Source organism: Microbacterium sp. MTN4-26, assembly GCF_042846595.1.
GTDB classification, from domain to species: domain Bacteria; phylum Actinomycetota; class Actinomycetes; order Actinomycetales; family Microbacteriaceae; genus Microbacterium; species Microbacterium luteum.
In genome coordinates this window covers 53,501-79,064 of record NZ_BTGO01000002.1, presented here as the reverse complement: position 1 = coordinate 79,064, position 25,564 = coordinate 53,501, and the positions used below count along the sequence as shown (strand labels likewise).

The 25,564-nt window shown below is 71.2% G+C and carries 21 protein-coding genes; 10 read left to right on the top strand and 11 right to left on the bottom strand.

Features of this window, described 5'->3' with window-relative positions:
• Positions 1-26: 26 nt before the first annotated feature.
• Genes ACGG9C_RS01925 through ACGG9C_RS01905 form a run of 5 tightly spaced genes read left to right on the top strand, consistent with a single transcriptional unit; the run spans position 27 to position 4,883 of the window.
• Complete coding sequence (locus tag ACGG9C_RS01925) at positions 27-1,523, top strand: beta-N-acetylhexosaminidase (protein WP_194383599.1); 1,497 nt, start codon at positions 27-29, stop codon at positions 1,521-1,523.
• On the top strand, positions 1,514-2,698 hold the full coding sequence (gene nagA, locus ACGG9C_RS01920) for an N-acetylglucosamine-6-phosphate deacetylase (protein WP_071044632.1): 1,185 nt from the start codon (positions 1,514-1,516) through the stop codon (positions 2,696-2,698). The genes ACGG9C_RS01925 and nagA overlap by 10 nt, the downstream gene beginning before the upstream one ends.
• A gap of 9 nt (positions 2,699-2,707) precedes the next feature.
• Positions 2,708-3,100 carry a YrdB family protein gene (locus tag ACGG9C_RS01915; RefSeq protein ID WP_194383600.1) on the top strand — a complete coding sequence of 131 codons (393 nt, stop codon included), beginning with the start codon at positions 2,708-2,710 and terminating at the stop codon, positions 3,098-3,100.
• Complete coding sequence (locus tag ACGG9C_RS01910; protein ID WP_390178155.1) at positions 3,097-4,488, top strand: FAD-binding oxidoreductase; 1,392 nt, start codon at positions 3,097-3,099, stop codon at positions 4,486-4,488. The genes ACGG9C_RS01915 and ACGG9C_RS01910 overlap by 4 nt, the downstream gene beginning before the upstream one ends.
• Positions 4,485-4,883, top strand: a complete 399-nt coding sequence (locus ACGG9C_RS01905) for an NUDIX domain-containing protein (protein WP_228480797.1) — start codon at positions 4,485-4,487, stop codon at positions 4,881-4,883. Before ACGG9C_RS01910 ends, ACGG9C_RS01905 begins: the two co-directional genes overlap by 4 nt.
• 96 nt (positions 4,884-4,979) lie before the next feature.
• Here ACGG9C_RS01905 and ACGG9C_RS01900 read toward each other — a convergent pair whose 3' ends face one another.
• The 6 genes from ACGG9C_RS01900 to ACGG9C_RS01875 all read right to left on the bottom strand — a co-directional run bounded on the left by ACGG9C_RS01900 (position 4,980) and on the right by ACGG9C_RS01875 (position 11,310).
• Positions 4,980-5,759 (bottom strand): glucosamine-6-phosphate deaminase, encoded by a 780-nt coding sequence (locus ACGG9C_RS01900; protein ID WP_194383602.1) that lies wholly within the window; start codon positions 5,757-5,759, stop codon positions 4,980-4,982.
• On the bottom strand, positions 5,752-6,675 hold the full coding sequence (locus ACGG9C_RS01895; protein WP_194383603.1) for an ROK family protein: 924 nt from the start codon (positions 6,673-6,675) through the stop codon (positions 5,752-5,754). Before ACGG9C_RS01895 ends, ACGG9C_RS01900 begins: the two co-directional genes overlap by 8 nt.
• Positions 6,676-6,718: 43 nt before the next feature.
• Positions 6,719-7,690, bottom strand: a complete 972-nt coding sequence (locus ACGG9C_RS01890) for a carbohydrate ABC transporter permease (protein ID WP_071044627.1) — start codon at positions 7,688-7,690, stop codon at positions 6,719-6,721.
• Positions 7,687-8,664: a carbohydrate ABC transporter permease gene (locus ACGG9C_RS01885; RefSeq protein ID WP_194383604.1), complete on the bottom strand. Its 978-nt coding sequence runs from the start codon at positions 8,662-8,664 to the stop codon at positions 7,687-7,689. The genes ACGG9C_RS01890 and ACGG9C_RS01885 overlap by 4 nt, the downstream gene beginning before the upstream one ends.
• A gap of 93 nt (positions 8,665-8,757) precedes the next feature.
• The gene (locus ACGG9C_RS01880; RefSeq protein WP_071044626.1) at positions 8,758-10,041 is read right to left on the bottom strand and encodes an extracellular solute-binding protein; all 1,284 of its coding nucleotides are present in this window, start codon (positions 10,039-10,041) and stop codon (positions 8,758-8,760) included.
• 69 nt (positions 10,042-10,110) lie between these two features.
• Entirely contained in the window at positions 10,111-11,310 is a 1,200-nt protein-coding gene (locus ACGG9C_RS01875; protein WP_194383605.1) for an ROK family transcriptional regulator, read from the bottom strand.
• A 162-nt stretch (positions 11,311-11,472) separates the two neighbouring features.
• Here ACGG9C_RS01875 and ACGG9C_RS01870 point away from each other — a divergent pair, with 162 nt between their 5' ends.
• Both ACGG9C_RS01870 and ACGG9C_RS01865 read left to right on the top strand, forming a co-directional pair.
• Positions 11,473-11,952, top strand: a complete 480-nt coding sequence (locus ACGG9C_RS01870; protein WP_194383606.1) for a hypothetical protein — start codon at positions 11,473-11,475, stop codon at positions 11,950-11,952.
• Positions 11,953-12,057: 105 nt separating this feature from the next.
• Positions 12,058-13,548, top strand: a complete 1,491-nt coding sequence (locus tag ACGG9C_RS01865; protein ID WP_228480798.1) for a L,D-transpeptidase — start codon at positions 12,058-12,060, stop codon at positions 13,546-13,548.
• A 94-nt stretch (positions 13,549-13,642) separates the two neighbouring features.
• Here the strand turns inward: ACGG9C_RS01865 and ACGG9C_RS01860 are convergent, their stop codons facing one another.
• Positions 13,643-15,862: an NADP-dependent isocitrate dehydrogenase gene (locus ACGG9C_RS01860; protein WP_390178154.1), complete on the bottom strand. Its 2,220-nt coding sequence runs from the start codon at positions 15,860-15,862 to the stop codon at positions 13,643-13,645.
• Positions 15,863-15,993: 131 nt separating this feature from the next.
• Between ACGG9C_RS01860 and ACGG9C_RS01855 the strand changes: the two genes are divergently transcribed.
• Both ACGG9C_RS01855 and ACGG9C_RS01850 read left to right on the top strand, forming a co-directional pair.
• Positions 15,994-16,446 (top strand): GNAT family N-acetyltransferase, encoded by a 453-nt coding sequence (locus ACGG9C_RS01855; RefSeq protein ID WP_071044621.1) that lies wholly within the window; start codon positions 15,994-15,996, stop codon positions 16,444-16,446.
• Between the two features lie 371 nt (positions 16,447-16,817).
• Positions 16,818-17,651: an endonuclease domain-containing protein gene (locus tag ACGG9C_RS01850; protein WP_194383609.1), complete on the top strand. Its 834-nt coding sequence runs from the start codon at positions 16,818-16,820 to the stop codon at positions 17,649-17,651.
• A gap of 155 nt (positions 17,652-17,806) precedes the next feature.
• On the opposite strand, the gene ACGG9C_RS01845 is transcribed toward ACGG9C_RS01850, so the two are convergent.
• From ACGG9C_RS01845 to ACGG9C_RS01830, 4 genes are all read right to left on the bottom strand, one after another.
• Complete coding sequence (locus tag ACGG9C_RS01845) at positions 17,807-19,621, bottom strand: ABC transporter ATP-binding protein (RefSeq protein WP_194383610.1); 1,815 nt, start codon at positions 19,619-19,621, stop codon at positions 17,807-17,809.
• Positions 19,618-21,453, bottom strand: a complete 1,836-nt coding sequence (locus ACGG9C_RS01840; RefSeq protein ID WP_390178153.1) for an ABC transporter ATP-binding protein — start codon at positions 21,451-21,453, stop codon at positions 19,618-19,620. Before ACGG9C_RS01840 ends, ACGG9C_RS01845 begins: the two co-directional genes overlap by 4 nt.
• Positions 21,454-21,807: 354 nt before the next feature.
• A complete protein-coding gene (locus tag ACGG9C_RS01835) occupies positions 21,808-22,320 on the bottom strand; it encodes a methylated-DNA--[protein]-cysteine S-methyltransferase (protein ID WP_071044617.1) in 513 nt (170 codons plus the stop codon).
• On the bottom strand, positions 22,317-23,840 hold the full coding sequence (locus tag ACGG9C_RS01830; RefSeq protein ID WP_390178152.1) for an AlkA N-terminal domain-containing protein: 1,524 nt from the start codon (positions 23,838-23,840) through the stop codon (positions 22,317-22,319). The genes ACGG9C_RS01835 and ACGG9C_RS01830 overlap by 4 nt, the downstream gene beginning before the upstream one ends.
• A gap of 150 nt (positions 23,841-23,990) precedes the next feature.
• On the opposite strand from ACGG9C_RS01830, the gene ACGG9C_RS01825 reads away from it, so the two are divergent.
• On the top strand, positions 23,991-25,418 hold the full coding sequence (locus tag ACGG9C_RS01825) for a dihydrolipoyl dehydrogenase family protein (protein WP_390178151.1): 1,428 nt from the start codon (positions 23,991-23,993) through the stop codon (positions 25,416-25,418).
• Positions 25,419-25,564 lie beyond the last annotated feature (146 nt).

Genomic DNA, 25,564 nt, shown 5'->3' with positions numbered 1-25,564 from the left:
GGCCGGAGTTTGTTAGGTTGCCTTACATGAGCCTTCCGCTGGTGCCTTACCCGGCGTCCACCACCGCCCTCGACGAGCCCGCCTTCCGGCTCGACGCGAGCGCCGGCGTCACCGGCGACGAGACCTGCGCGGCGCTGCTGCGCCGCGAGCTCGAGGCGGTCACGGGCACCACCATCGGGTCGGATGAGGGCATCCGACTCGATGTCGCGACGGACGGAGCCCCCGAGTCGTACACGCTGGATGCGTCGGCGCACGGCGTGGTGGTCACCGGGGCGGACCCCGCCGGCCTGTTCTACGGCGTGCAGACCCTCCTGCAGCTCGTCGCCCGCGATGAAAATGGATGGCTGATCCCCGCCGTCCGGATCACCGACCGCCCCCGGTTCGCCTACCGCGGGGTCATGCTCGACGTCGCACGCCACTTCTTCGACGTCGACACGGTGTGCAGATGGATCGACCGGGCCGCCTCCCTGAAGGCCAACCACCTGCACCTGCACCTGAGCGACGACCAGGGATGGCGGATCGCCCTCCCGTCGCGACCCGAGCTCGCCCAGCGCGCCTCGGCGACGGCTATCGGCGCCGACGATGGCGGCTGGTACTCGGCGGCGGACTACGCCCGCATCGTCGCCCACGCGGCCTCCCGTCACATGACCGTCGTGCCCGAGCTCGACATGCCCGGGCACACCCACGCGGTGTCCCTCGCCTACCCCGCCCTCGCGGCGGAGCCGGTGATCACCGACGAGGTGCGCGCGGCCGCCGACGCGTTCGGCGGCGGCCTCCCCCGCACCGGGGAGCCCTACCGCGGGCTGGCGGTCGGCTTCTCGTCCCTGCGCATCGGCGACGACGAGGTCGACCGGTTCGTCACCGACGTGTTCACCGATCTCGCCGCCCTCACCCCGGGGCCGTACCTGCACCTCGGCGGCGACGAGGCCCTCGGCACCGACCCGGCGCGCTATGCCTCGTTCGTCGCCCGCGTCACCGAGATCATCACGGGGCTCGGCAAGACCCCCGTCGCCTGGCACGAGGCCGGCGCCGCGGACCACCTCGCCGCCGGCACGACCGGCCAGTACTGGGGGTTCACCACGCCGGTGGACGGGTCCGCCGAGACGATACGGAGCTTCGTCGCGCGAGGCGGCCGCATCATCCTCTCCCCCGCCGACGCGGTCTACCTCGATATGAAGCCGGACGCCGACTTCCCCCTCGGGCTCACGTGGGCGAACGGCCCCACGAGCGTGCGGCGGGCCTACGAATGGGAGCCGTCCACGGTGATCGGCGGTCTCGACGAGGACGACATCCTCGGCGTGGAGGCGCCGCTGTGGACGGAGACGGTGCGCACCGCCGCCGACATCGACGCCCTCGCCTTCCCGCGCATCGCGGCGGCCGCCGAAGCCGCGTGGTCTCCGCCGACCGACGCTTCCCCGGAGCGCACGTGGGACTCGTTCCGGCACCGGGTCGGCGCGCAGGGCCCGCGCTGGGCCGCGCGGGGCATCCGCTTCCACGCCAGTGGGGAGATCCCGTGGGCGTGACCGTCATCCACTCCGCGCGCCTGGTCACCGGCGGCGCGGTGACCGCCGACGCGTGGGTGCGCTTCGACGGCGACCGGGTGGCGGCCGTCGGCACCGGGTCGGGGTGGGCTGCGACGACGGATGCCGGGGTCGACGTCGTCGATGCGTCGGCCGTCGCGGGTGACGGCGCCGTGCTCACTGCCGGCTTCATCGACCTGCACGCCCACGGCGGCGCGGGCGCGTCGTTCGACGAGGGCGCCGACGCCATCCGCACCGCGCGCGCCCTGCACCGCGGCCACGGCACGACCCGCGGCCTGATCTCGCTCGTGTCGGCACCGATCGAGGTGCTCGCCGCGCGCGCCGGCGTCGTCGCCGACGTCGCCGGCACCGATCCCGATGTGCTGGGGACGCACCTGGAGGGACCTTTCCTCGACCGCGGCCGCCGAGGCGCGCACGACGAGCGCGCGCTCCTCGATCCGACCCCCGACGCGGTCGACCGCCTGCTCGAGGCCGGACGCGGCACCGTGCGGCAGGTCACCCTCGCGCCGGAGCGCCCCGGCGCCCTGGCTGCCATCGCCCGCCTGCGAGAGGCGGGCGTCGTGCCGGCCGTCGGTCACACCGCTGCCGGCTTCGACCTCGCTCGCGCGGCGTTCGACGCCGGCGCCGGCATCCTCACGCACGCCTTCAACGCGATGCCCGGGCTGCACCACCGGCACCCGGGTCCGATGGCGGCCGCCGCGGCCGATTCCCGCGTGACGCTGGAGATCATCGCCGACGGCGTGCACCTGCATCCCGAGACCGTGCGCATCGCATTCGCGGCCGCGCCGCACCGCATCGCCCTGATCACCGACGCCATGGCGGCGACCGGACGCCCCGACGGCGCGTACGAGCTCGGCAGCCAGCGGGTCGACGTCGAGGGGGGTGTCGCCCGACTCGCGGAGGGGACGCGCGCGATCGCCGGGTCGACGCTCACGCAGGATGCCGCCCTCCGGCGCACGATCGAGGCGGGCGTATCGCTCCCCGACGCCGTCCACGCCCTCACGGCCGCCCCGGCTCGCGCGATCGGGCGAGACGACCTCGGCGCTCTGGCCCCCGGCATGCTCGCCGACGCGGTCCTGCTCACCCGTGACCTCGAGGTGCGCCGCGTGTGGACGGGCGGACGCGCGTCCGCGGGCCCCGAAGAGGGCGCGGCGTAGAATCGGAGCATGCCCGAGAACGCCTCACCCTCCTCGGCCGCGCCCGCTTCCCCCGCGCCCGGCATGCGCGCACCGCTCACCGGCCTCGACATCCTCGCCTTCGTATGCGAGCTGTTCGCGCTCGGCTCGTTGGCGCTGTGGGGGTTCCTCGCGTTCGACCTGCCGTGGAACATCGTCGTCGGCGTCGGGGCACCGACCCTCGCCCTGGTCGTGTGGGCACTGTTCGTCTCCCCGCGCGCGGTCTTCGCCGTGCACCCGTTCATCCGGGGTCTCGTCGAGCTGCTGGTCTACCTGTCGGCCACGATCGCCTGGTGGGACCTCGGCTACGCGTGGATCGGCGTCGTCTTCGCCGTGATCGCCGTGACGTGCGGCGTGCTGGTCGGACGGCGCCGCCTGTCGTGACCGACGCCGTCGAGGTCGTCGCCAGTCTCGCCGCCGAGCTCGGCGATCGCGTCGACGTCTCCTTCGACGCCCGTCGTGCCGCTCGGGCCGACAAGTCCGGGCACGCCGCAGCGGGCATCCCCGTCGCGGTCGTGCACGCCGGCTCGGTCGAGGACGTGCAGGCGACCCTTCGCGTCGCCACCGCCACCGGCACGCCCGTCGTGACCCGCGGCGCCGGTACGGGCCTCGCGGGTGCCGCGAACGCCGGCGACGGCGAGATCGCCCTCTCGGTGCGCGGGATGGACCGCATCCTCGAGGTGCGCCCCGACGACCTGATCGCCGTCGTCGAACCGGGCATCCTCAACGCCGACCTCAACGCGGCCCTCGCGCCGCAGGGCCTCTGGTGGGCCCCCGATCCGGCCAGCCGCGCCATCTCGACGGTGGGCGGCAACATCGCCACCGGAGCGGGAGGCCTGCTGTGCGCAAAGTACGGCGTCGTGCGCGATGCGGTGCTCGGCGTCGACGTCGTGCTCGCCGACGGCCGCCTGCTGCGCCTGGGCCATCGCACCGTCAAGGGCGTCACCGGTCTCGACCTCACGTCGCTCATGATCGGCTCCGAGGGGACGCTCGGAGTGATCGTCGGGGCGACCCTCAAGCTCCGGCGCACCGTGCCGGGCGAGGTGTGCACGATCGCCGCGACCTTCCCGGCGGTGCGCGACGCGGCGACCGCATCCGCCGCCGTCACCGCGTCCGGGGTGCAGCCGGCGATCATGGAGCTCATGGATGCGGCTTCCCTCGCCGCCGTGCACGCTCACCTCGGGCTGACCGCGCCGACACCGGGCGCCTCGCAGCTGACCATCCAGACCGACGGCATCTCGGCGGCAGCCGACGCCGAGGCGATCGGGCGGATGCTCGCCGACGCCGGCGGCACGGTCGCCGTCACGCGCGACCCGATGGAGGGCGAACGACTGCTCGCGGTGCGCCGCGCGATGCATCCGGCCATGGAACGCCTCGGCACGACCCTCATCGAAGACGTCTCGGTGCCCCGCAGCGCCCTCCCGGCGATGTTCGACGAAATCGCCCGCGTCGAGCGCGAGTACGGACTGCCCATCCCCACCGTCGCCCACGCCGGCGACGGCAACCTGCATCCGAACTTCGTGTTCGACGCCTCCCCCGACGCGTCGGGCGTCGTCGAGGTGCCCCCGGTCGTGTGGCGCGCGGCCGACGCGCTCTTCCGCGCCGCGCTCGCCCTCGGCGGCACCCTCACCGGTGAGCACGGCGTCGGGGTGCTGAAGAGCCGATGGCTCGCCGACGAGCTCGGCGACGACCAGTGGGAGATCCAGCGCCAGATCACCCGCGTGTTCGATCCGGACGGCATCCTGAACCCGGGGAAGGTGTTCGCCCGGTGAGCGGCACGATCCACGTGGCGGCCGCGGTGGTCGTCGCCGACGACGGTCGCACCCTCGTGGTGCGAAAGCGCGGCGCGCGGGTCTTCCAGCAGCCGGGCGGCAAGCCCGACGCGGGTGAAGACGCCCTGGCGGCCGTCGTGCGCGAGGTGGCCGAGGAGACCGGCATCGCCGCCGACCCGGGCGACTACGTGCCGCTCGGGCGCTTCGCCGACGACGCCGCGAACGAGCCCGGCCACCGCGTCGTCGGCGACGCGTTCCTCCTGCGGGTCGGCCCGGCTGAGGCGACCGCGTCGGGAGAGATCGAGGAGCTCCGCTGGCTGACGCCGGCCGAGGTGCCCGACACACCGCTGGCGAACCTGAGCCGCAACCACCTCATCCGCTTTGCCTGGCGCTGACCGCCTTCGCCGATCCACCCCGTTCGCGTCGAGCCGGCCCTCTCGCGACGCGAAGAACGGGCCGGCTCGGCGGGAAGGGGCCGGCTCGACGCGGCGTCAGAGGCGCTGCCAGGCCGGCTTGTTCGCGTAGGCGTAGCGGTAGTAGTCCGCGTGGGCGAGGTCCGTCGCCGCCGCCTCGTCGAGGACCACCGTGGCGTGGGGATGCAGCTGGATGGCCGAGCCCGGCGACGACGCCGACAGCGGGCCTTCGACCGCCGCGGCCACCGCGGCCGCCTTGCCCTCGCCGAAGGCCAGGAGCATCAGGTGCCGGGCGCGGAGGATCGTGCCGAGCCCCTGCGTGATGCAGTGCATCGGCACATCGTCGATCGTGTCGAAGAAGCGGGCATTGTCGCGGCGGGTCTGCTCCGTCAGCGTCTTCACGCGCGTGACCGACGCGAACGACGACCCCGGCTCGTTGAATCCGATGTGCCCGTCGGTGCCGATGCCGAGGATCTGCAGGTCGACACCGCCCGCGGCTTCGATCGCCGCCTCGTAGTCCGACCCGGCGTGCTCGATGCCCGCGGGGCTCCCGTCGGGAACGTGCACGCGCGCGGGGTCGAGCCCGAGCGGGTCGACCACCTCGCGCGAGATCACCGACCGGTAGCTCTGTGGATGGGCGGGATCGATCCCCACGTACTCATCGAGCGCGAAGCCGCGCACAAGCGACAGGTCGGTGCCCGCCAGCCGCCCGCGCAGCGCTTCGTACACCGGGAGCGGAGTCGAACCGGTCGCAAGTCCCAGCACCGTGTCGGGCCGCGCCTCGATCACCCGCGCGATCGCGTCGGCCACGAGCGCACCGGCCGCGCGGGCGTCGGGCACGATGACGACTTCAGCCATGCGCAAGCACCTCCTCGCTGGCCCGGCCGACCAGAGCGGCGCCGAGCGCTGCGGCCGGTGATGCCGGCGGCAGCAGGGTCGCCCGATCGCGCAGGTGGAGGGAGCGGATGAACGCCGACGCGGCGGCGCCGGCGTCGAGCTCGTCGACCACCGGGCCGGTGAGCCGCTCGCCGAGGGCGCTGAGCCCGCCGCCGATCACGACGGTGTCGACGTCGGCGGTGAGCACGAGCACGCGGATCGCCGAGGCCACGCCGCGTGCGAGGTCCGCGCGCAGCGCGACGGCCCGGGGGTCTCCGGCGTCGGCGGCGTCGAAGACGTCGCGCACGGGAAGCGCTCCGGGGCGCCCCCACCGCTCCGCGACGGCTCCCCCGCCCGCGAGCGCCTCGATGCATCCGCGCTGTCCGCACCGGCACGGTGGACCCGCCGGGTCGACGGAGATGTGCCCGACCTCGCCGGCGCTTCCGCCGGCGCCGCGCCACAGCTGCCCGTCGACCACGATGCCGGCGGCGACGCCGGTGCCGAGGTTGAGATAGGCCATGGTCCCGGTTCCAGCACCGTGCAGGGCGTGCGCGCCGAGCGCAGCCGCCTTCACGTCGTTCTCGACCCGCACGGGAAGGCCGAGCATCGGCTCGACGGTGCTGGCGACGTCGAGGTCGTGCACGCCGAGGTTCACCGCGTGCACGACGCGGGTGGAGCCCGGGGCGACCTGCCCCGGCATCCCGATCCCGACCGACCGGATCCCGTCGCGGCCGACGCCGGCTTCGGCGGCGACCAGGTCGACGGCGCGCACGATGGTCGCGCCGACCGCGTCGACGCCCCAGCCGGTGGCCAGCCGCGTGCGGGCGAGCACGCGAGCGGCGTCGTCGACGACCACGGCGTCGGTCTTGGTGCCCCCGACGTCGAGCCCGACCCTCATCGGCCGCGCTCCCGTTCGAAGGCGGCGGTGGTGCGCGGCGCCATCAGCCCTTGACCGCCCCGGCCACGAGCCCTCCGGTCATCTTGCCCTGCACGATGAGGAAGAAGATCATCACCGGGATGGCGATGAGCGTCGAGCCGGCCATGACGGCGCCCCAGTCGACGGAGCCGCCGACGCTGGAGGACTGGAAGGCGTTCAGCCACGGCATGAGCGGAAGGTTGTAGCCGCTCATGAGAAGCAGCGCCATCGTGAACTCGTTCCACGACTGGATGAACGCGAAGATGCCGGTCGAGATGAGCCCGGGCGCCAGCAGCGGGAAGGTGACCTTCCAGAACGCCTGCGACTTCGTGCACCCGTCGATCATGGCCGCTTCTTCGAGATCCGCGGGGACCCCCGCCACGAATCCGCGAAGCGTCCAGATCGTGAAGGGGATGACCGCGGCGGTGTAGACGATGCCGAGACCGAGCAGGGTGTTCATCAGCTGCCAGTCGTCGATCATCCCGTAGATCGTGAACATCATCGCCTCACCGGGGATCATCTGCACGATGAGGACCGAGACGATGAACCCGCGGCGTCCCTTGAAGTGGAATCGCGCGACGGCGATCGAGGCGAGGAAGGCGAACAGCAGGGTGGCCACGAGCACGCCGGCGGTCACCGTGAGTGAGGTCATGAGCGCGTGCGGGAAGTCGGTCTGTCCGGGGGCCGCTTCGCGCGTCCACGCCGTGAGGTAGTTCTGCAGCGTGAAATCGAAGGGCAGAAAGCTCGGCTCGCGCGTGATGATCTCGCTGTTGGGCGTCAGCGACATGTTGATCATCCAGTACACCGGGAACACGCTCATGGCGAAGACGATCGCCGCGGCGACGTTGAGGAGCGTGCGGGTGAGCACGCGCCGGCTCGAGGGGCGCCGCGCCTGCAGGGACCGGGGCGCGGGGCGGTTCGGCGAACCCGGCTCGCCGAGCACCTCGTCGACGCCGACGGTGCCGACCTGGGTGGCGGTGGTGACCTGTGTGCTCACAGCTCCTCCTCCTTCAGGGTGGTGCGCACGTATCCCCAGGAGAGGACGAGCAGCAGGATGACCATGACGACGCCGATAGCCGCGGTGGCCCCGAATTCGCCGACGCCCTGGCGGAACAGGTAGGTGCCGAGCACGTTCGTCTCGGAGGCGAGGCCGCCGCGGCTCTGCAGCGCGTAGACCTGGGTGAAGATGCGCAGGTTCCAGATGATCTGCAGCACGAGGACGACGGTGAGGATGCTGCGCAGGTACGGGAAGACGACCAACCAGAACCGCTTCCACGGGTGCGCGCCGTCCAGGGAGGCGGCTTCGAGCACCTCGCCGGGAACCTGTCCGAGACCGGCGTAGGTGGTGAAGGCCACGAAGGGCACCGACTGCCACACGATGATGATCGTGAGGACGAAGAAGAACGACCACGGGTTCAGCAGCCACGAGTGGTTGGTCCAGTCGGTCGTGCCGGTGAGGGTGTTCATCGCCCAGTTCACGACGCCGTACTCGGTGTCGAAGATCCACCCCCAGACGACCGTTGCCGTCAGGGGCGGCATGGCCCATGCGAGCAGGAGCCCGATCGACACGACGATGCGCCAGGCACGCGAGAGCCGGGTCATGAGCACCGCGACCAGCACGCCGAGACCCATGTTGAGCACGGTGAGCACGACCATGAGCCCGAGGCTGCGCATGAGCACGGCCGGGAAGTCGGACTGGGTGAACAGGTCGATGTAGTTCTCGAGACCGACGAAGGCGGGGAGGGTGCCCTGCACCTTGTTCTTCACCGTGTAGTCGGTGAACGACTGGATCACCATCAGCACGGCGGGGTAGCCCACCATGACGCCGAGGATGATCAGCGACGGGGTGAGCAGCGACCACGCGCCGCGGGCTTCGCGGCGCCGCCGGGAGCGCTCGCGCGGGGTGAGCGACGTGGTCGGGCGTCGCCCGGAGGCCGGGCGTCCCACGGTGAGGGCACGGGTCTCGCTCATGTCGCCTCCTCTCTCGGTGGTGCGGATGCGGGGGTGTGGACAGGGATGCAGGGGGCCCGGTGGGGCCGGACCCCCTGCGAAGACCGACGGGTGTCAGTCGTTGAGGATGGCCTCGATCTGCTCGTCGAGCGACGTCGCGATCTCGGTCACATCCCCGCCCTGGGCGATGCCGACGAGGGCGTCGGGGATGATCTGCGCAGCCTCGACCTCGGCCCAGTTCGGGCTGGCCGGGGTGCCCTTGGAGTTGGCGAGCGCGGCGGCCTGCGCCTGGGCGACCGGGGTGTCCGGCAGCGATGCGGCGGCCGACACGATCCCGGGCGTCAGGCCCTGCTCGGCGAGCAGCGTCTGGTAGCCCTCGGAGAGCATGATCTCCAGGGCGGCCTTGGCCTTCTCGGGCGCTGCGCTCTTGGTGGCGACGGCCACGTTGGACCCGCCGGCGAAGATCGGCGCCGTCTCACCCTCGACGAGGCCCGGCAGCGCGAACGCGCCGAGGTCCTTCGCGTAGGTGTCGGGGCATCCTTCCTCGACCTCTTCACCGGCGGCCTCGTCGCCCCACGGCCAGTCGCCGGTGAGGTTGCCGGCGGCCCATGCGGGACTGGAGATGAAGCCGGCCTCGCCGTCGCAGAACGCGATGTTCGCCATGAGCTCGTTGCCATCGGCGGGGGCGACCGAGGCGTTGAGGTAGACCTGCTGCAGCAGTTCGAGCCCCTCGATGCTCTCCGGGCTCGAGAACTGCGCGTCCCACGTGTCGCCGTCCTGCACCGCGATCTCGCCGCCGTAGGCCCAGACGTAGGGAAGCGCGTTGTACCAGTCCTTGCCGGGGGCGTAGATGCCCGAGACGCTGTCGGTGGTGAGCGCCTCGCCCTGAGCGACGTAGTCCTCGAGCGTCGCGGGAACCTCGTCGACCATCATGGGGCTGTAGAAGACGACGCGACCACCGGCGTAGTACGGCGCGGCGTACAGCGCGCCGTCGTAGGTGCCGGCGTCCACCAGGCCGCTCAGCAGATCGTCGCCGCCGAGCTCCTCCTGGATGTCGGAGATGTCGAGGAACAGTCCGGCGTCGGCGAAGCCGAGCGCCTGGGTGTTGCCGACCTCGACGACGTCGGGGCTGTCGTTGGACGACAGTGCCGCGGTGTAGGTGTCGGAGACGTCGGCCCAGGTCTTCTCCTCGATCGTGAGGGTCCAGCCCTCGTTCTCGGCCTCGAAGGTCTCGGTCAGGTAGTCGCGCGCCGTCTGCGGGGTGTCGGTGCCGACGAGCCAGACCGTCAGGTCGCCGGTCTCGGGCTCCGTGGAGGCGGCGTCATTGCCACCGGCGCAGCCGGCGAGAGCGACAGCCGAGGCGCCCACGAGCGCGAACGCTCCGAGCTTGTGCTTCATGGTGTCATCCTTCGTTCTTCTTGGTGAGGACGAGCCGGGCGACCCGTCCGGGGAGGGTGGAGCGTGGCCCTACGAGACGCCGAGCTGTGCCGAGAGGACCATGACGGCGGCGCCGCGCAGGACGATGTCCTGGCCTTGCTCCGTCATCCGCACCCGCACGCCGTCGTGGTGCGTGGCGAGCGTTCGTGCGCGGAGGGTCTCGACGGCCTGCTCGGCAAGAGCACCGTCGAGAAGTTCACGAGGACCCGAGAGTACGATCTCGGGGAGGTCGAGGACGCCCACGATGGGCGCGAGCGCGATCCCCAGGCGCTCGCCCGCGTCGCGCAGCACGCCGGCGGCGGGTTCGGCGGTCGCGGCGATCCGGGCGGTCAGCGCTGGGACCGCCAGCCACGCCTCGAGACAGCCGATCTTGCCGCACGCGCACCGCGGGCCACCGTCGGTGCCGACGGTGACGTGACCGATCTCGCCCGCGGCGAACCGGGCGCCGCGCACCGGCTGCCCCCCGGCGAGCAGCCCGGAACCGACACCCCGACCGACCCGAACGAGGAGCACATCCTCGCTCGCGCCCCCGAAGGTGTACTCGGCGAGCACGGCAGCGTTGGCGTCGTTCGCGACGAGCACCGGCAGCCCCAGCGCCTCGCGCAGTTCGCCTTCGAGGTCGAGGCCGTCCCAGCCGAGGTTGGGGGCGGTGAGAATGACGCCATGGGCGTCGATCACACCGGGGGCGCCCACGCCGACGCCGAGCACGGGCGCATGGGCGTCGGCGACGAGGTCGCGGGCGAGCGCGATCACCGCACCGAGCGCCGCGTCGGCGTCGGCGGGCACGGCCACTTCCGACCGCACGACGATGTCGCCGTCGAGCGTGAGGACGGCGCCGAGGAAGGTTTCACTGCCCGACAGGTCGAGACCGACGATGCGATGACCGTCACGATCGAGATCGACGAGGATCGCGGGTTTTCCGGGCCGCGAGGATTCCCGGACACCCTGCTCGGCGACGAAACCGTCGGTGATGAGGCCCGCGACGAGATCGGAGATCGTCACACGCGTGAGGCCCGTCTCCCGCGCGAGGTCGGCGCGACTCATGGCGCCGCCGTGGAAGAGGGTCTGCAGGACGAGCGAGCGGTTGTGCCCTCGCGCGTGCTCGGGCAGCACCTTCGCACCGGTGCGGGAGGCACGGGCGCGGACGAATCCGCCGGAGGGGGCGGTGTTCTCGAGGGGGGTGGCATCCGTCGAGAGGAAGGAGCCAGGCCGCAGGTCCGGAGCAGACATGTTTGTTAGTAGACCTTACGAACAAAGCCGCCGCAACCCTTTCGTCGCTTTTGCACGGCGCATTTACAAAACCGTTACACGTCGGTGACGCTGCGGTGAGCGCATTCTCACAATCCGAGCGCATGCCCCTCGCCTACGCTGGGAGCACCGCGAAGGAGATTCATGAACCGCACCCTCCCCGCCGCCGCGATGACCGCCGCGGCCCTGCTCCTGCTCGTCGGATGCACCGGCGACGCAGAGCCCGACACCGCAGCCACGGCAGCCACGGCCGAGGACGAGAGCACCGGACAGTCGCAGGACGCCCCCGGCGACGACGGCCAGAGCGTCGAGGACGCGTGCGCCGTGATCGCCCAGACGATCACCGACGCGACCGCCGAGTTCGAAGGCGGCGATGCCGACGACCTGGCCGCGGTCGCGGAGGCCATGGAGGCCGCTGCCGCGGAGCTCGCGACCGAGGCCGGAGCGATCACCAACGACGAGGTCGCCGCGCTGGTGCCCGATCTGCAGCAGATGTTCGCGGAGGCCGGCGAGGTGTTCGTCGCCCTCGGCGAGGGCGACGCGTCGGGGGTCGAGGATCTGGAGGAGATCGGCACCCGCTTCCAGGAGACCGGCGCGGCCTTCGAGGAGCTCTGCGCGGGCTGAACGATTCTCGGCAGACCGTGATCAATCCGTAGCACGCCCGCATCCGGCCTCCTTTACCATGGATGAACGTGCAGAGCAGGCGGGGGTGAGCGCGTGACGGATGTCGTGACACGACCGGACGCGGGTGTCGACGAGGGTGCGGGCGGACCGACCTCGGGCGACGACGCGACGGTTCCGACCGATCCCACCTACGAGTGGGCCCCGGTCGAGCCGGAGCCGCGCAAACGGCGCATCGGCCTGTGGATCGGTATCGGCGCGGGGGCCGTGGCCCTCGGCGCGGCCGCAGCATCGCTCGTGCTCATCGCGCCCGGCACATCGGTCGCCGGCGTCCATGTCGGCTTCATGACGCAGGGCGCCGCCGCCGACGCCATCTCCGGCCGACTCGCCGAGACGACCGTCGTGCTCGCCGGTGACGGGGGCGACGCCCGTGTCTCCGGCGCCGACCTCGGAGCGACCGTCGAGGCACAGGCTCTCGCCGAGACCGCCTTCGCCGAGCATCCCCTCTGGAATGTCACGGCGTGGTTCCCCGAACCCCTCGACGCCCCCGTGGCGATCGACGAGGCCGTCGCTGCCGAAGCCCTCGCCGCGGCCGTCCCGGCGATGTACACGGATCCCGTCGACGCCGAGGTGGCCTTCGACGCCGACAGCACCGCCTACGTCGTGACGCCCGGCGTCGACGGAACCGGCGTCGATGCCGGCGCGGTGCGCGAGAGCCTCGCCACCGCGTTCGCGGCCGGCGAGACCACGATCGAGGTCGACGCCGTCGCCTCGCCGGTCTCGCCCGAACGGGAGACCTACGTCGCCGAGGCGACGGCCGCGCGCCTGAACACGATGCTCGACGAGGCCGGGTTCTACGTCGGCGACGAACGGGTCGTTCCGATCGAGGCCTCGACGCTCGCCTCCTGGATCACGCTGTCCCCCGGCGAGCGCGGCACCCTCGACATCGCCGTCGACGAGTCCGCCGTGCAGGAGGTCGTGGACACCCTGCCCGAGGCTGTGAACCGCGACCCGGTGAACAACAAGATCCTCGTGAACATGGCCGGCACGACCCTCGCGGAAGAGAACGAGGGCACCGTCGGCCGCGAACTGGAGACCACCGACGGCATCGCCGCAGGTTTCTCCGAGCAGGTCGCCACCGCGAACGGCGCGTACCAGCTCCCGGTGGTCGAGACCCCCTACGAGACTGCCGAGGTGGTGCGTCTGCTCGAGGTCGACCTGAGCTCGCAGATGCTGTACCTGAAGGAGAACGACCGGGTCGTCGACAGCTGGGCGATCTCGAGCGGTCAGAGCAACACACCGACCTACACCGGTCGCTACACGGTTCACGCGCACCTCACGAGTCAGACCATGCGCGGCAGCGAGCGCGACGCCAACGGCGACGTGCTCCGTGATGCCAACGGCGATCCGGTGACCTACACGACCCCCGACGTCAAGTGGGTCATGTACTTCAACGGCGACCAGGCCTTCCACGGCGTCTACTGGCACTCCAACTGGGGCACGCCGATGAGCCACGGATGCGTCGGCATGCCCGAGTGGCGGGCCGAGCAGATCTTCAACTGGACCGCCAACGGCACCGACGTGTGGATCCACGCCTGAGCCCGAGCGACATCGCCGCCCGCTGACAACGCGACCGCACGAGAACGGCGCCCCAACCCGCGAGGGTGAGGCGCCGTTCTCGTGCGAGCCGGACTCAGCTGAGGGCGTCGATGATGCCGTTCAGTGTGGCCGACGGACGCATGACCTTGTCGACCGCGTCGCCGTCGGGGCGGTAATAGCCGCCGATCTCGACGGGCGATCCCTGCACGGCGGCGAGCTCGTCGACGATCTTCTGCTCGTTCGTCGCGAGGGCCGCGGCGACGGGGGCGAAGATCTCCGCGAGCTCCGCGTCGACCTGCTGACCGGCCAGCTCCTGCGCCCAGTACAGCGCGAGGTAGAAGTGGCTGCCGCGGTTGTCGATCGAACCGAGCTTGCGGCCGGGCGACTTGTCGTTCTCGAGGAACGTTCCGGTCGCGGCATCCAGCGTGTCCGCCAGCACCTGCGCGCGGGGGTTGTCGGTCGTCGTGGCCAGGTGCTCGAGCGACGCGGCCAGGGCGAAGAACTCGCCGAGCGAGTCCCACCGCAGGTAGTTCTGCTCGACCAGCTGCTGCACATGCTTCGGGGCGGAGCCGCCCGCGCCGGTCTCGAACAGACCCCCACCGGCGAGCAGCGGCACGATCGAGAGCATCTTGGCGCTCGTGCCGACCTCGAGGATCGGGAAGAGGTCGGTGAGGTAGTCGCGAAGCACGTTGCCGGTGACCGAGATGGTGTCCTCGCCGCGCCGCATCCGCTCCAGCGTGTAGCGCGTCGCCTCGGCCGGCGGCAGGATCACGATCTCGACGTCGGAGGTGTCCAGGAGCGCGAGGCCCTGGTGCACCTTCGCGATCAGCTGAGCGTCGTGGGCGCGGTTGACGTCGAGCCAGAACACCGCGGGAGCACCGGTGGCGCGCGCCCGTGTGACGGCGAGCTTCACCCAGTCCATGATCGGGATGTGCTTGGTCTGCGTGGCACGCCAGATGTCTCCGGCGGCGACGGTGTGCTCGATGAGCACCGTCCCCTCCGAGTCGACGATCTGCACCACGCCGGGAGCGGCGATCTCGAACGTCTTGTCGTGGCTTCCGTACTCCTCGGCCTTCTGCGCCATGAGCCCCACGTTGGGCACCGTGCCGATGGTCGCCGGGTCGAGGGGACCGTTCGCGACGACATCCTCGATCACGGCCTGGTAGACGCCGGCGTACGACGAGTCGGGGATCACGGCGAGCGTGTCGGCCTCTCCCCCGTCGGCGCCCCACATCTTGCCGCCGTTGCGGATCAGCGCGGGCATCGACGCGTCGACGATCACGTCGCTCGGCACGTGCAGGTTGGTGATGCCCTTGTCGGAGTTGACGTACGACAGGCGCGGGCCCGCCTCGAGCGCCGCGGTGATCTCGGCGGCGATGTCGGCACCGCCGTCGAGGCTCGCGAGCCCGGTGAGGATCGAGCCGAGGCCGTTGTCGGGCGTGAGCCCCGCTGCCGTGAGCTTCTCACCGTGGGTCGCGAAGACATCCCGCAGGAAGGCCTTGACGACGTGGCCGAAGATGATCGGGTCGCTGACCTTCATCATCGTCGCCTTCAGATGCACCGAGTAGAGCACGTCGTCGGCCTGGGCCTGCTTCAGCGTGTCGGCCAGGAACGCGTCCAGCGCCGCCGCCGACAGGAACGTCGCGTCGATGACCTCCCGCGGCAGCGCCTTCAAATCGCTCTTGAGGATCGTCTCGCCGCCGTCTTCGCCGATGTGGCGGATCGTCAGCGTGTCGTCGTGGGCTGCCACCCAGGACTTCTCGTTGCTCTTGAAGTCGTCGTGGCCCATGGTCGCCACGCGCGTCTTCGAGCCGGCCGGGAACGGCTTGTTGGTGTGCGGGTACTTGCGGGCGTAGTTCTTCACCGCCCCGGGAGCGCGACGGTCGCTGTTGCCCTCGCGCAGCACCGGGTTCACCGCGGAGCCCTTGATGCGGTCGTAGCGTGCGCGCACATCCTTGTCTTCGACCGTCTTCGGGTCGTCGGGATAGTCGGGGATGTCGTACCCCTGCGCCTGCAGCTCGGCGATGGCGGCCTTCAGCTGCGGGATCGACGCCGAGATGTTCGGCAGCTTGATGATGTTCGCCTCGGGGAGTGTGGCGAGACCGCCGAGTTCAGCGAGCGCGTCTCCGACGTGCTGCGCGTCGGTCAGCTTCTGCGGAAAGGCGGCCAGGATGCGTCCGGCCAGCGAGATGTCGCGGGTCTCGACGTCGACACCCGCCTTGCCGGTGACGGCCTTGATGATCGGGAGGAACGACGCCGTGGCGAGAGCGGGAGCCTCGTCGGTGTACGTGTAGATGATGGTCGAGTCGGTCACCTGTTCGTCTTTCGCTCGGTTGTCGTTCCAGCCTAACGCAGGCGCCTGTTTATCTTGACGTCAAGATAAATCGGTTGCGGCCCGTGACGGCGTGCGTGTGTGGCGACGGGGTTAGCGGCTAGCCTGTGCGTATGGCCGAGCTGCGACTTGTCGAACTGTCCGCCGCGACGATCGTCGCAGTCAACAACATGTCCCTCAAGCCCGGACAGGAGCAGTTCCTCGCTCCGGTGAGCTATGGGATCGCCGCGACGGTCGCGGATCCGCGCACATCCTGGCAGCGGGTCGTCCTCGACGCGAACGAGGTCGTCGGCTTCGTCAGCGCCGGCTTCGATCCCGAAGCGCCCGAGGAGCACTTCCGCTCGGTGCTGTGGCGCATCAACGTCGACGCCGACGATCAGGGCCGCGGCATCGGCCGCTTCGCCATCGAGAAGCTGCTCGACGAGGCGCGCGACCGTGGCCTCGACAAGCTCAACGTCATCTACGAAGAGGGCGAAGCCGGACCCGAGGCGTTCTTCACGCGCATGGGCTTCACCCCGGTGGGTGAGACGGAGTACGGTGAGGTCATCGCCGAGATCCGTCTCTGACGGGCGGCGATCGGCCCACCCCTCAAAACAAGGTCCCGGTCGCCGCATTCCGGCGGCGGGGCCTCGGATTCCCCTCCCCCACCGAGGCTCCGTCGCCCTCGCATCACCCCGGCCCGCCGCGCATCCGCGCCCGCCCGCGCCCGCCGCGCATCCGAGCCCGCCGCGCATCCCCCACCCGCCCCTTCCCAAGGTCGGAGAATCGGCCGGATGTCGGAGGATTCGGCCGTCATTCTCCGACATCGGCGCGATTCTCCGACATCGGCGGAACGAGGCGGCGGGATGCACCCTCCACAGGCCGGTCGCGGGAACGCACGCTCCACAGTTCCGGCGCCCGGTAGCCGCAGTGACGGCTGAGCGGGCATCGTGTCGGCATGGATGTGAAGAGCTGGCTGGCCGCGCGCGCGGGAATCGCCCATCGCGACGAGGTGGGTCGGGCCGGATTCACCACGGGTGCCGTGTCCGCCGCCGTCCGGGCCGGGCGCGTGCGCCGGATCCGCCGCGTGTGGATTGCCCTCCCGCGCGGCGACGGCGAACTGATCCGGGCCGCAGAACTCGGTGGACGGGTCGCGTGCCTCTCGGTCGCGCGACGCCGGGGGTGGTGGATCCCGGAGCAGGTCGACGTGCAGCCGCATCTGCACTTCCGCCCCAACGGTCGAGCGGTGCCGTTCGACGGCGTCTCGCACTGGACGAAGCCGCTCTCCCCGGTGTCGCCGTCATCGCTGCTCGAATCCGTCGAGGATGCACTGGCCCACATCGCATCGTGCCTCGACCGCGAGGCGGCCCTCGTGGTGTGGGAATCAGCCATCCGCTCCGAGAACCTCTCGACAGACGCGCTCCGCTCGGTGCGGTGGCGCTCACGCGCGTCGGCCGAGTGCGCCGCCGAGGTCAACGGGCTCTCCGACTCGGGCCTCGAGACGATCGCGATCGTGCGCCTGTCGCGCTGGGGTGTGCCGATCCGCCAGCAGCTCTACCTCGCCGGGCACCCGGTCGATCTCCTGATCGGTGACCGCCTGGTCGTTCAGCTCGACGGGTTCGCGCATCACTCGACGTCGAAGGACCGCACGCGCGACCTGCGGCACGACGCCGAGCTTCGTCTGCGCGGATACACGGTGCTGCGATTCAGCTACGCACAGGTGATCCACGACTGGCCGGCCGTCGAGCGGACGATCGGGCGAGCCATGGCCGCCGGCGCCCACCTCGCATGACCCACTCCGGATGTCGGAGAATCGAGCCGATGTCGGGGAATCCGACGTGAATCCTCCGACATCCGACCGATTCTCCGACCTCCGCGCGGCCGCGAGGGCCCGGCGTCCCTGGGCATCAGACCAGGGACTGCTGCCAAGCCCGGCGTCCCTGGGCGTCAGACCAGGGACTGCTGCCAAGCACTGTGGAGCTGAGCGAACTTGCCGTCACCGGCGATCAGGGCCGCGGGAGCGTCATCCTCGATGATGCGTCCGTGCTCCATGACGAGCACGCGGTCCGCGATCGCGACGGTGGACAGCCGGTGCGCGATGATGATCGCGGTGCGATCCGCGAGCAGGGTCTGGAGCGCCTCCTGGATCAGACGCTCGCTCGGGATGTCGAGCGAGGCGGTCGCCTCGTCGAGGATGAGCACGGCCGGATTCGCCAGGAACGCCCGGGCGAACGAGATCAGCTGCCGCTGCCCCGCCGACACCCGGCCGCCGCGCTTGTTCACATCGGTCGCGTAGCCGTCGGGAAGCGCCTCGATGAACTCGTGCGCGCCGACGGCGCGCGCGGCATCCTGGATCTCCTCGATCGTCGCGTCGGGCTTGCCCAGCGCGATGTTGTCGGCAACCGTGCCGCTGAACAGGTACGCCTCCTGCGTGACCATGACGATGGCCCGTCGCAGGTCTTTCGGATGCAGCTGACGCAGGTCGACGTCGTCCAGGGTGATGGCGCCGCGGGTGGGGTCGTAGAACCGCGAGACGAGCTTGGCCAGGGTCGACTTGCCCGCACCCGTCGTTCCCACCAGCGCGATGGTCTGTCCGGCGGGGATGTCCAGCGTGAAGTCGGGCAGGATCACCCGGTCCTCGGAGTATCCGAAGCGCACGTCGTCGAAGCGCACGTGACCGCGCGCCCGCCACAGGTCGACCGGCTTCGCCGGGTCGGGCACCGTCGGCTCCTCCTCGAGCACGCCCGAGACCTTCTCGAGCGCGGCGGTGGCCGACTGGTAGGAGTTGAGGAAGAACGCCACCTCCTGCAGCGGCGAGAAGAAGTTCCGAACGTAGAGGACCGCCCCCACGAGGGTTCCGATCGCCATCGCACCCTCGGCCACGCGCACGCCGCCCCAGAAGACGATGAGGGCGAGCGACACCGACGCGATGGCCATGAGTCCCGGCTCGAACGTGCCGAAGAGGCGGATCGAGCGCATGTTGACGTCGCGGTACCGCATCGCGAGGCCGCCGAACTCGTCGTCGTTGCGCGGCTCCTTTCGGAACGCCTTCACCGCCCGCACACCCGTCATCGTCTCGACGAACTTCACGATCACCTGGGCGCTGATCACACGCGACTCCCGGTAGACCAGCTGGGAGCGCAGGTAGAACCACCGCATGAGGAAGAAGAGGGGGATGCCCATCAGCACGATGATGACGCCGGACTGCCAATCGAGCAGCAGCAGCGCGGCGAGCGTGAACACGCCGTAGAGGAGCCCCGAGACGAGCTCGTTGAGACCGCCGTCGAGCAGCTCGCGGATGGTGTCGAGGTCACTCGTCTGCCGCGAGATGATGCGGCCGGAGGTGTAGGACTCGTGGAACTCCAGGCTCAGGCGCTGGGTGTGCAGGAAGATCCGCTTGCGCAGGTCGAGCATGATCGCCTGGGTCAGCCGCGCCGCGACGACGGCGTACCAGCCGACGAGACCGGCACCTCCGAACGCCGTGAGCAGGTAGACGGCGACGACACCCACCGTCGGCATCCAATCCATCCGATCGACGGCTGCGGGGAGGGCCGTGTTGATGCCGTAGGTGATCAGAGCGGGGCCGGCCACGCGCAGCACCGTCGACACGATGAGCACGGCTGCGGCCAGCACGAGCTGCCAGCGAAGGGTGCTCACGAGCGAGCCGAGCAGGCGCAGCGAGCGCCGCCGGATCGCCCGGCTCTCCTCGCGGGTGTAATCGGAGCGGTCCTCGCCGCGGGTTCCGATGATGCCGGTGCTCACAGGTTCACCTCCGTCTCGCGCGCACGCGCTTCGTCGTCTTCGAGGCTCGAGATCACATGCCGGTAGTGGGCGCTCTCGCGCAGCAGATCGGAGTGCGCCCCGACCGCGGTGACCTTTCCGGCCTCGAGCAGGGCGACCCGATCGGCGAGCATCACCGTCGACGGGCGGTGCGCGACGATCATCGCCGTGGTGTCGTGCAGCACCTCGCGCAGCGCATCCTCCACGAGCGCCTCGGTGTCGACGTCGAGGGCGGACAGCGGGTCGTCGAGCACGAGGATCGACGGCCGTGCGGCAACGGCGCGGGCCAGCGCGAGACGCTGACGCTGCCCGCCGGACAGGCTCAGGCCCTCCTCGCCGATCACGGTGTCCACGCCGTTCGGCAGATCGTCGACGAAGTGCGCCTGCGCCACCTGCAGCGCTTCGCGCAGGATGCGCTCGGCCTCCTCGCTGCCCGGCTCGAGGTCTTCGCGCCCCAGCAGCACGTTCTCCCGCACGGTCTGCGAGAACAGGGTGGCGTCCTCGAACGCCATGCCCACGTGCGTGCGCAGCTCCGCGAGCGTGAGGTCGCGCACGTCGACGCCGTCGACGGTGACACGCCCCGCGGTGACGTCGTACAGGCGCCCGGGAAGCGTCGTGAGGGTCGTCTTCCCCGAACCGGTCAGGCCGACGAGGGCCATCGTCTCCCCCGGACGCAGCACGAGGTCGACGCCGTCGAGCAGGTCGCGCTCGCTCTCCCGCGCATCCTGATACCGGAAGTGGACGCCCTCGAAGGCGAGCTCACCGCGCGGCGCGGCGATCGTCGTGGGCGCGGCGGGGTCGACGATGGGGTTCTGCTCGTCGAAGACCTCGAAGATGCGGTCGGTCGCGGTGCGCGCATCCAGCAGGAACGAGAACAGGAACCCGATCGACTCGACCGGCCACCGCAGGATGGTCGTCATCGCGAAGAATGCCACCAGCTCCCCGACGCCGAGCTGCCCCAGGGCGACCAGGTAGATTCCCGCGCCGAGGCAGAGCGCGAACGCGATGTCGGGCAGCAGCACGAGCCAGAACCAGATCCACCCCACCGCGCGCGCCTTGTCGAGCTCGGTCTCGCGGAGGGTCTCGGCCTGACGGGTGAACTTCTTGAGCGCGTGCGAGCCGCGGCCGAATGCTTTGAGCACCCGGATGCCGTGGACGCTCTCCTCCACGCTCGTCGCCAGGTCGCCTGCCTGATCCTGGCTCTGCCGTGCGAGCACCCCGTAGGTCCTCTCGAACCGGTACCCGGCATACCACAGCGGCGCCGAGGTCACGAGGAAGATCGTGCCGAGCACCCAGTGCCAGCGGAACAGCAGCGCCGCACCGACGAGGATCGTCAGCACGTTCACGACGAGGAGCACGAGTCCGAACGCGATCCAGCGACGCAGCATGCTGATGTCCTGCATCATGCGGCTGAGCAGCTGACCCGACTGCCACCGGTCGTGGAACGCGACAGGCAGGCGCTGCAGACGCGAGTAGAACGTCTGCCGGATGTCGTACTCCATGAGCGTCGCCGGTGCCAGCACGAACCACCGCCGCAGCCACACCATGAGGGCCTCGGCCAGGCCGAGGCCGAGGATCGCGGCGGCTCCCCACGCGATGAGAACCGTCGAGCCCGAGGCGATCGGGCCGCGCACGACCTCCTCGAGGATGAGCGGGATCATGAGGGCGAGGATGCTCGCGCCGAGAGCGCTCACGGCGCCGAGCGCCAGTCGCGGCAGGACGGGCTTGGCGAACGGGATGAGGCGCGCGAGCGCACGCGGCGTCGAGAGGCGGTGCGGAGTCGGATCGGTCTGATCAGGAGCGGTGGTGGTCATGATCCTTGTGGGAGTGGTGGAGCGGACCGCGCAGATGAAGCGGTGGGGCGGCGCCGGATGGCGCAGAGATCGGAGGGCGTGCGATCAGGAGAACGCACGGACGGGACAGAAGATGCCCGGAATGCACCGGGCGCGCGCGAGGAGACTCAGCGGGCGCGGTCGGGAAGGATCCCGAACCCGGCGACGAGGACGGATGCGCTCTTCACAACGGCGGCGTGGGACATGGCATCCTCCTAGGGTTCACGGGAATGTCGCGATCGGCGACAGCCGTTCAGAATATCGGGATCGGCGCGAGGTCCGCAAGCGCTTTCCTTCGACCGCCGGTCGCGGCGCCGCGTGCACGGAGTGCGGCGATCAGCCGGCGACGGCCTCGCGGGCGAGGAGGCTGCGCTTGACGTCCCGTCCCCACGCGAAGCCGCCGAGTGTCCCGTCCGAGCGCAGCACGCGGTGGCAGGGAACGAACAGCGCCGGCGCGTTGCGGGCGCAGATCGCCGCGGCGGCGCGCACGGCACTGGGAGAGCCGAGAGCCTCGGCGAATTCCGTGTACGTGAGCGGACGGCCGGGCGCGATCCCGCGCAGCGCCGCCCATCCCGCGCGCTGCAGGGTCGTGCCGGTCTGCGACACCGGCACCGCATCGATCGCGTGCACGTCGCCGTCGTAGTAGGCAGCGGCGGCGACCGCGGCATCGGATGCGGGGCTCTCGCCCGCCACGGTGCGCACGTCGGTGGGGCGCTGGACCGGCCGCAGCCGCGCGAGGATCGTCTCGGCATCTGCGGTCCAGCCGGATGCGATCACGCGCCCTCCGTCGTCGGCGAGGATCGTGAAGGCGCCGTCCGGGGTGTCGAGGGTCTGCAGCGTGGCGGTCATGATGCCTCCTGGAGCGGGCTGTCGGTCGGTACGGATGCGCGCCGCGAAGCCGGCGCGGCGGCCCAGAGGTGCGCGGTGAGGTAGCTGCGCCACGGCGCGAGTCGCTCGGCCCACGCGGCATACCCCTTCGGATCGGACGGGATGCCCAGCGCACGCGCTCCCGCACGCACCGCGACGTCACCGGGAAGGGCGATGTCGGGGTCGGCGAGCACGCGCATGCGCACGTAGTCGGCCGTCCACGGTCCGATCCCGGGGCGGGCGAGCAGGGCCGCGCGCTGCTCGGAGGCGTCGTCGCCCGGCCCGAGGGCGAGCTCCCCCGACGCGAGTGCGGCGGCGGCTCCCGCGATGGCGCGGATGCGCGCGGCCGGCCCGCGCAGCACCTCATGACCGTGCTCGGCGATCGCAGCCATCGTGGGGAACAGCCGGTCGGTGCCGGCGTGGGGCGCCACCCGCTCCCCCAGCGCCGCGGTGAGCGTGGTGAGCGCCGTGCGCGCGGCGGCCACCGTGATCTGCTGGCCCACCATCGCCCGGATGAGCATCTCGTGCGGGTCCGCCGCGCCCGGAACCCGGATGCCGGGAAGCGCCGCGACCCGCCCAGCGAGCTCGGGGTGTCGCCCCAGGGCCTCGTCGACGGCGAGCGGATCGGCGTCGAGGTCGAACAGCCGGCGCACCCGCGTGACGAGCACGGGCAGATCGCCGAGGTGTGCCAGACGTGCGTGCAGGCGCACGCGGTCGTCGGCGCCGACGCGCACCTGGAACCAGGCCGCGCCTCCGGGAAGCCGCAACGCGCGGGCGAAGGATGCGTCGTCGGCGACTTCGACGCCGACGACGGCGCGCGCGGACATCCACGCGAAGAGTCCGGCGGCGTCGAGCGGTCCGCGGTGGGGCAGCACGAGATCGATCGCTCCCGCGACCGGCTCGCCCGCGCGCGTGCGACGCCGACGGGCGCGCAGGTCGAGCGGCGGCATCCCGAACACCTCGCGCACCGTGTCGTTGAACTGTCGCACGCTCGAGAAGCCCGCCGAGAAGGCGACGTCGGCGGCGGGCATGTCGGTGCCCACGAGGAGCATGCGCGCCGTGTGCGCGCGGTGCGCTCGACTGAGCGCGAGGGGACCGGCGCCGAGCTCGGCGGTGAGGAGCCGCGTGAGGTGACGCGTCGAGTAGCCGAGGCGGCGCGCGAGGCCCGGCACGCCCTCACGTTCGACGACGCCGTCGGCGATCAGACGCATCGCCCGGCCGGTCACGTCGCCCCGCAGGTTCCACTGCGGCGAGCCCGGCGCGGCCTCGGGGAGGCAGCGCTTGCACGCGCGGAATCCCGCCTCGTGCGCCGCCGCCGACGTGGCGTAGAAGGTCACGTTCGACTCCTTCGGCGTGCGCGCAGGGCAGCTCGGGCGGCAATAGATGCCCGTGGACCGCACGGCGGTGACGAACTGCCCGTCGAAGCGACGATCGCGGGACCGGATGACGCGATACCGCTCGTCGAAGGACATCACGGGGATGCTCGTCGCCGGCCTGCTCATGCCTCCACCCTGCCACGCCCGAACGCTGCACACTCGCGGAAATCGGCCATCGCGGTGCGCGGTTGACGGGGCCGCAGGGACCTGTGACATGCGACCGGCACGGTGCGCAAGGGCTGTGCGCCGACGCGGCGCGGCGGTAGCGTGACAGCCATGGCGGAACGCGAATACGACGTGATCGTGATCGGAGCCGGAGCGGTGGGCGAGAACGTCGCCGACCGCGCGGTGCAGGGCGGGATGAGCACCGCGATCGTGGAGGCCGAACTCGTCGGCGGCGAGTGCTCGTACTGGGCGTGCATGCCCTCGAAGGCGCTGCTGCGCAGTGCCGCCGCGGTGCGCGCGGCGCGGGCCGTCGACGGTGCGAAGCAGGCGGTCACGGGCGAGCTCGACGTCGCCGGAGTGCTTCGGCGCCGCGACGCGATGACGCACGACTGGAACGATTCCTCCCAGGTGGAGTGGCTCTCCGGCGCCGGCATCGACCTCGTCCGCGGGCACGCCCGCTTCTCGGGCGAGAAGACCCTCACGGTGACGGGCTCCGACGGAACCGAGGAGACGCTCGTGGCCCGCCACGCGATCGCCGTCTGCACCGGATCCGCAGCGCTGCTCCCTGAGATCCCGGGCCTGGCGGAGATCGAGCCGTGGACGAGCCGCGACGCGACGAGTGCGAAGCAGATCCCCGCCAGTCTCGCGGTGCTCGGCGGCGGGGTCGTCGGCGCCGAGATGGCCACGGCCTACGCGGGCTTCGGCACCGACGTCACCGTCATCGCGCGCTCGTCGCTGCTGAACGGGATGGAGCCCTTCGCCGGCGAGCGGGTGACCGAGGCGCTCCGGGCCATGGGTGCGTCCGTTCGCACCGGCGCCGAGGTCGTCGCGGCCCGTCGCACCGACGTCGGCGCAGAACTGGAGCTCTCGGACGGCTCGCGCGTCGCGGCCGAGCAGGTGCTCGTGGCCACCGGTCGCATCCCCCGCACCGGCGACCTGGGGCTCGAGGCGATCGGCCTGGAGCCGGACTCGTGGCTCGAGACGGACGACACGCTGCGGGTCGACGGCTTCGACTGGCTCTACGCCGTCGGCGACGTCAACCACCGCGCCCTCCTCACCCACCAGGGCAAGTACCAGGCGCGCGCGGCGGGTGACGTCATCGCCGCCCGCGCTCACGGGGCGACGGTCGACGACGCTCCGTGGGGAGTGCACGCGGCGACGGCCGACCACGACGCGGTGCCGCAGGTGACCTTCACCGATCCCGAGGTCGCCTCCGTCGGACTCACGGCGGCCGCCGCCGAGAAGGCCGGACGGACCGTGCGCGTCATCGACTACGACCTCGGCTGGATCGCGGGCGCATCCACGCACAGCGACGACTACCAGGGTGCCGCGCGGGCTGTGATCGACACCGACCGCGGCGTGCTCGTCGGTGCCACGTTCGTCGGGCCCGACGTCGCCGAGCTGCTGCACGCCGCGACGATCGCGATCGTCGGCGAGGTGCCGGTGGACCGCCTGTGGCACGCCGTGCCGTCGTATCCGACGATCAGCGAGGTGTGGCTGCGCTTCCTCGAGGAGTTCGGCCGCCCCACCCCCTCCTGACCCCGCATGTCCCCCTCCTGGCACCACCATGTCCCCATTTCTGTCCTTCTGGGTGGCTATGGCAACAGAAAAGGGGACATGCCGGTCGGCCGGAATGACGCATGTCCCCATTTCTGTCTGTATGCAGCGCTATGGCGACAGAAATG

Excerpts from the sequence above, each read along its gene's own strand:
- ACGG9C_RS01925 (WP_194383599.1), top strand. The coding sequence starts at position 27 with ATGAGCCTTCCGCTGGTGCCTTACCCGGCGTCCACCACCGCCCTCGAC.
- ACGG9C_RS01915 (WP_194383600.1), top strand. The coding sequence starts at position 2,708 with ATGCCCGAGAACGCCTCACCCTCCTCGGCCGCGCCCGCTTCCCCCGCG.
- ACGG9C_RS01900 (WP_194383602.1), bottom strand. The coding sequence starts at position 5,759 with ATGGCTGAAGTCGTCATCGTGCCCGACGCCCGCGCGGCCGGTGCGCTC.
- ACGG9C_RS01895 (WP_194383603.1), bottom strand. The coding sequence starts at position 6,675 with ATGAGGGTCGGGCTCGACGTCGGGGGCACCAAGACCGACGCCGTGGTC.
- ACGG9C_RS01885 (WP_194383604.1), bottom strand. The coding sequence starts at position 8,664 with ATGAGCGAGACCCGTGCCCTCACCGTGGGACGCCCGGCCTCCGGGCGA.
- ACGG9C_RS01880 (WP_071044626.1), bottom strand. The coding sequence starts at position 10,041 with ATGAAGCACAAGCTCGGAGCGTTCGCGCTCGTGGGCGCCTCGGCTGTC.
- ACGG9C_RS01875 (WP_194383605.1), bottom strand. The coding sequence starts at position 11,310 with ATGTCTGCTCCGGACCTGCGGCCTGGCTCCTTCCTCTCGACGGATGCC.
- ACGG9C_RS01870 (WP_194383606.1), top strand. The coding sequence starts at position 11,473 with ATGAACCGCACCCTCCCCGCCGCCGCGATGACCGCCGCGGCCCTGCTC.
- ACGG9C_RS01855 (WP_071044621.1), top strand. The coding sequence starts at position 15,994 with ATGGCCGAGCTGCGACTTGTCGAACTGTCCGCCGCGACGATCGTCGCA.
- ACGG9C_RS01850 (WP_194383609.1), top strand. The coding sequence starts at position 16,818 with ATGGATGTGAAGAGCTGGCTGGCCGCGCGCGCGGGAATCGCCCATCGC.
- ACGG9C_RS01840 (WP_390178153.1), bottom strand. The coding sequence starts at position 21,453 with ATGACCACCACCGCTCCTGATCAGACCGATCCGACTCCGCACCGCCTC.
- ACGG9C_RS01835 (WP_071044617.1), bottom strand. The coding sequence starts at position 22,320 with ATGACCGCCACGCTGCAGACCCTCGACACCCCGGACGGCGCCTTCACG.
- ACGG9C_RS01830 (WP_390178152.1), bottom strand. The coding sequence starts at position 23,840 with ATGAGCAGGCCGGCGACGAGCATCCCCGTGATGTCCTTCGACGAGCGG.
- ACGG9C_RS01825 (WP_390178151.1), top strand. The coding sequence starts at position 23,991 with ATGGCGGAACGCGAATACGACGTGATCGTGATCGGAGCCGGAGCGGTG.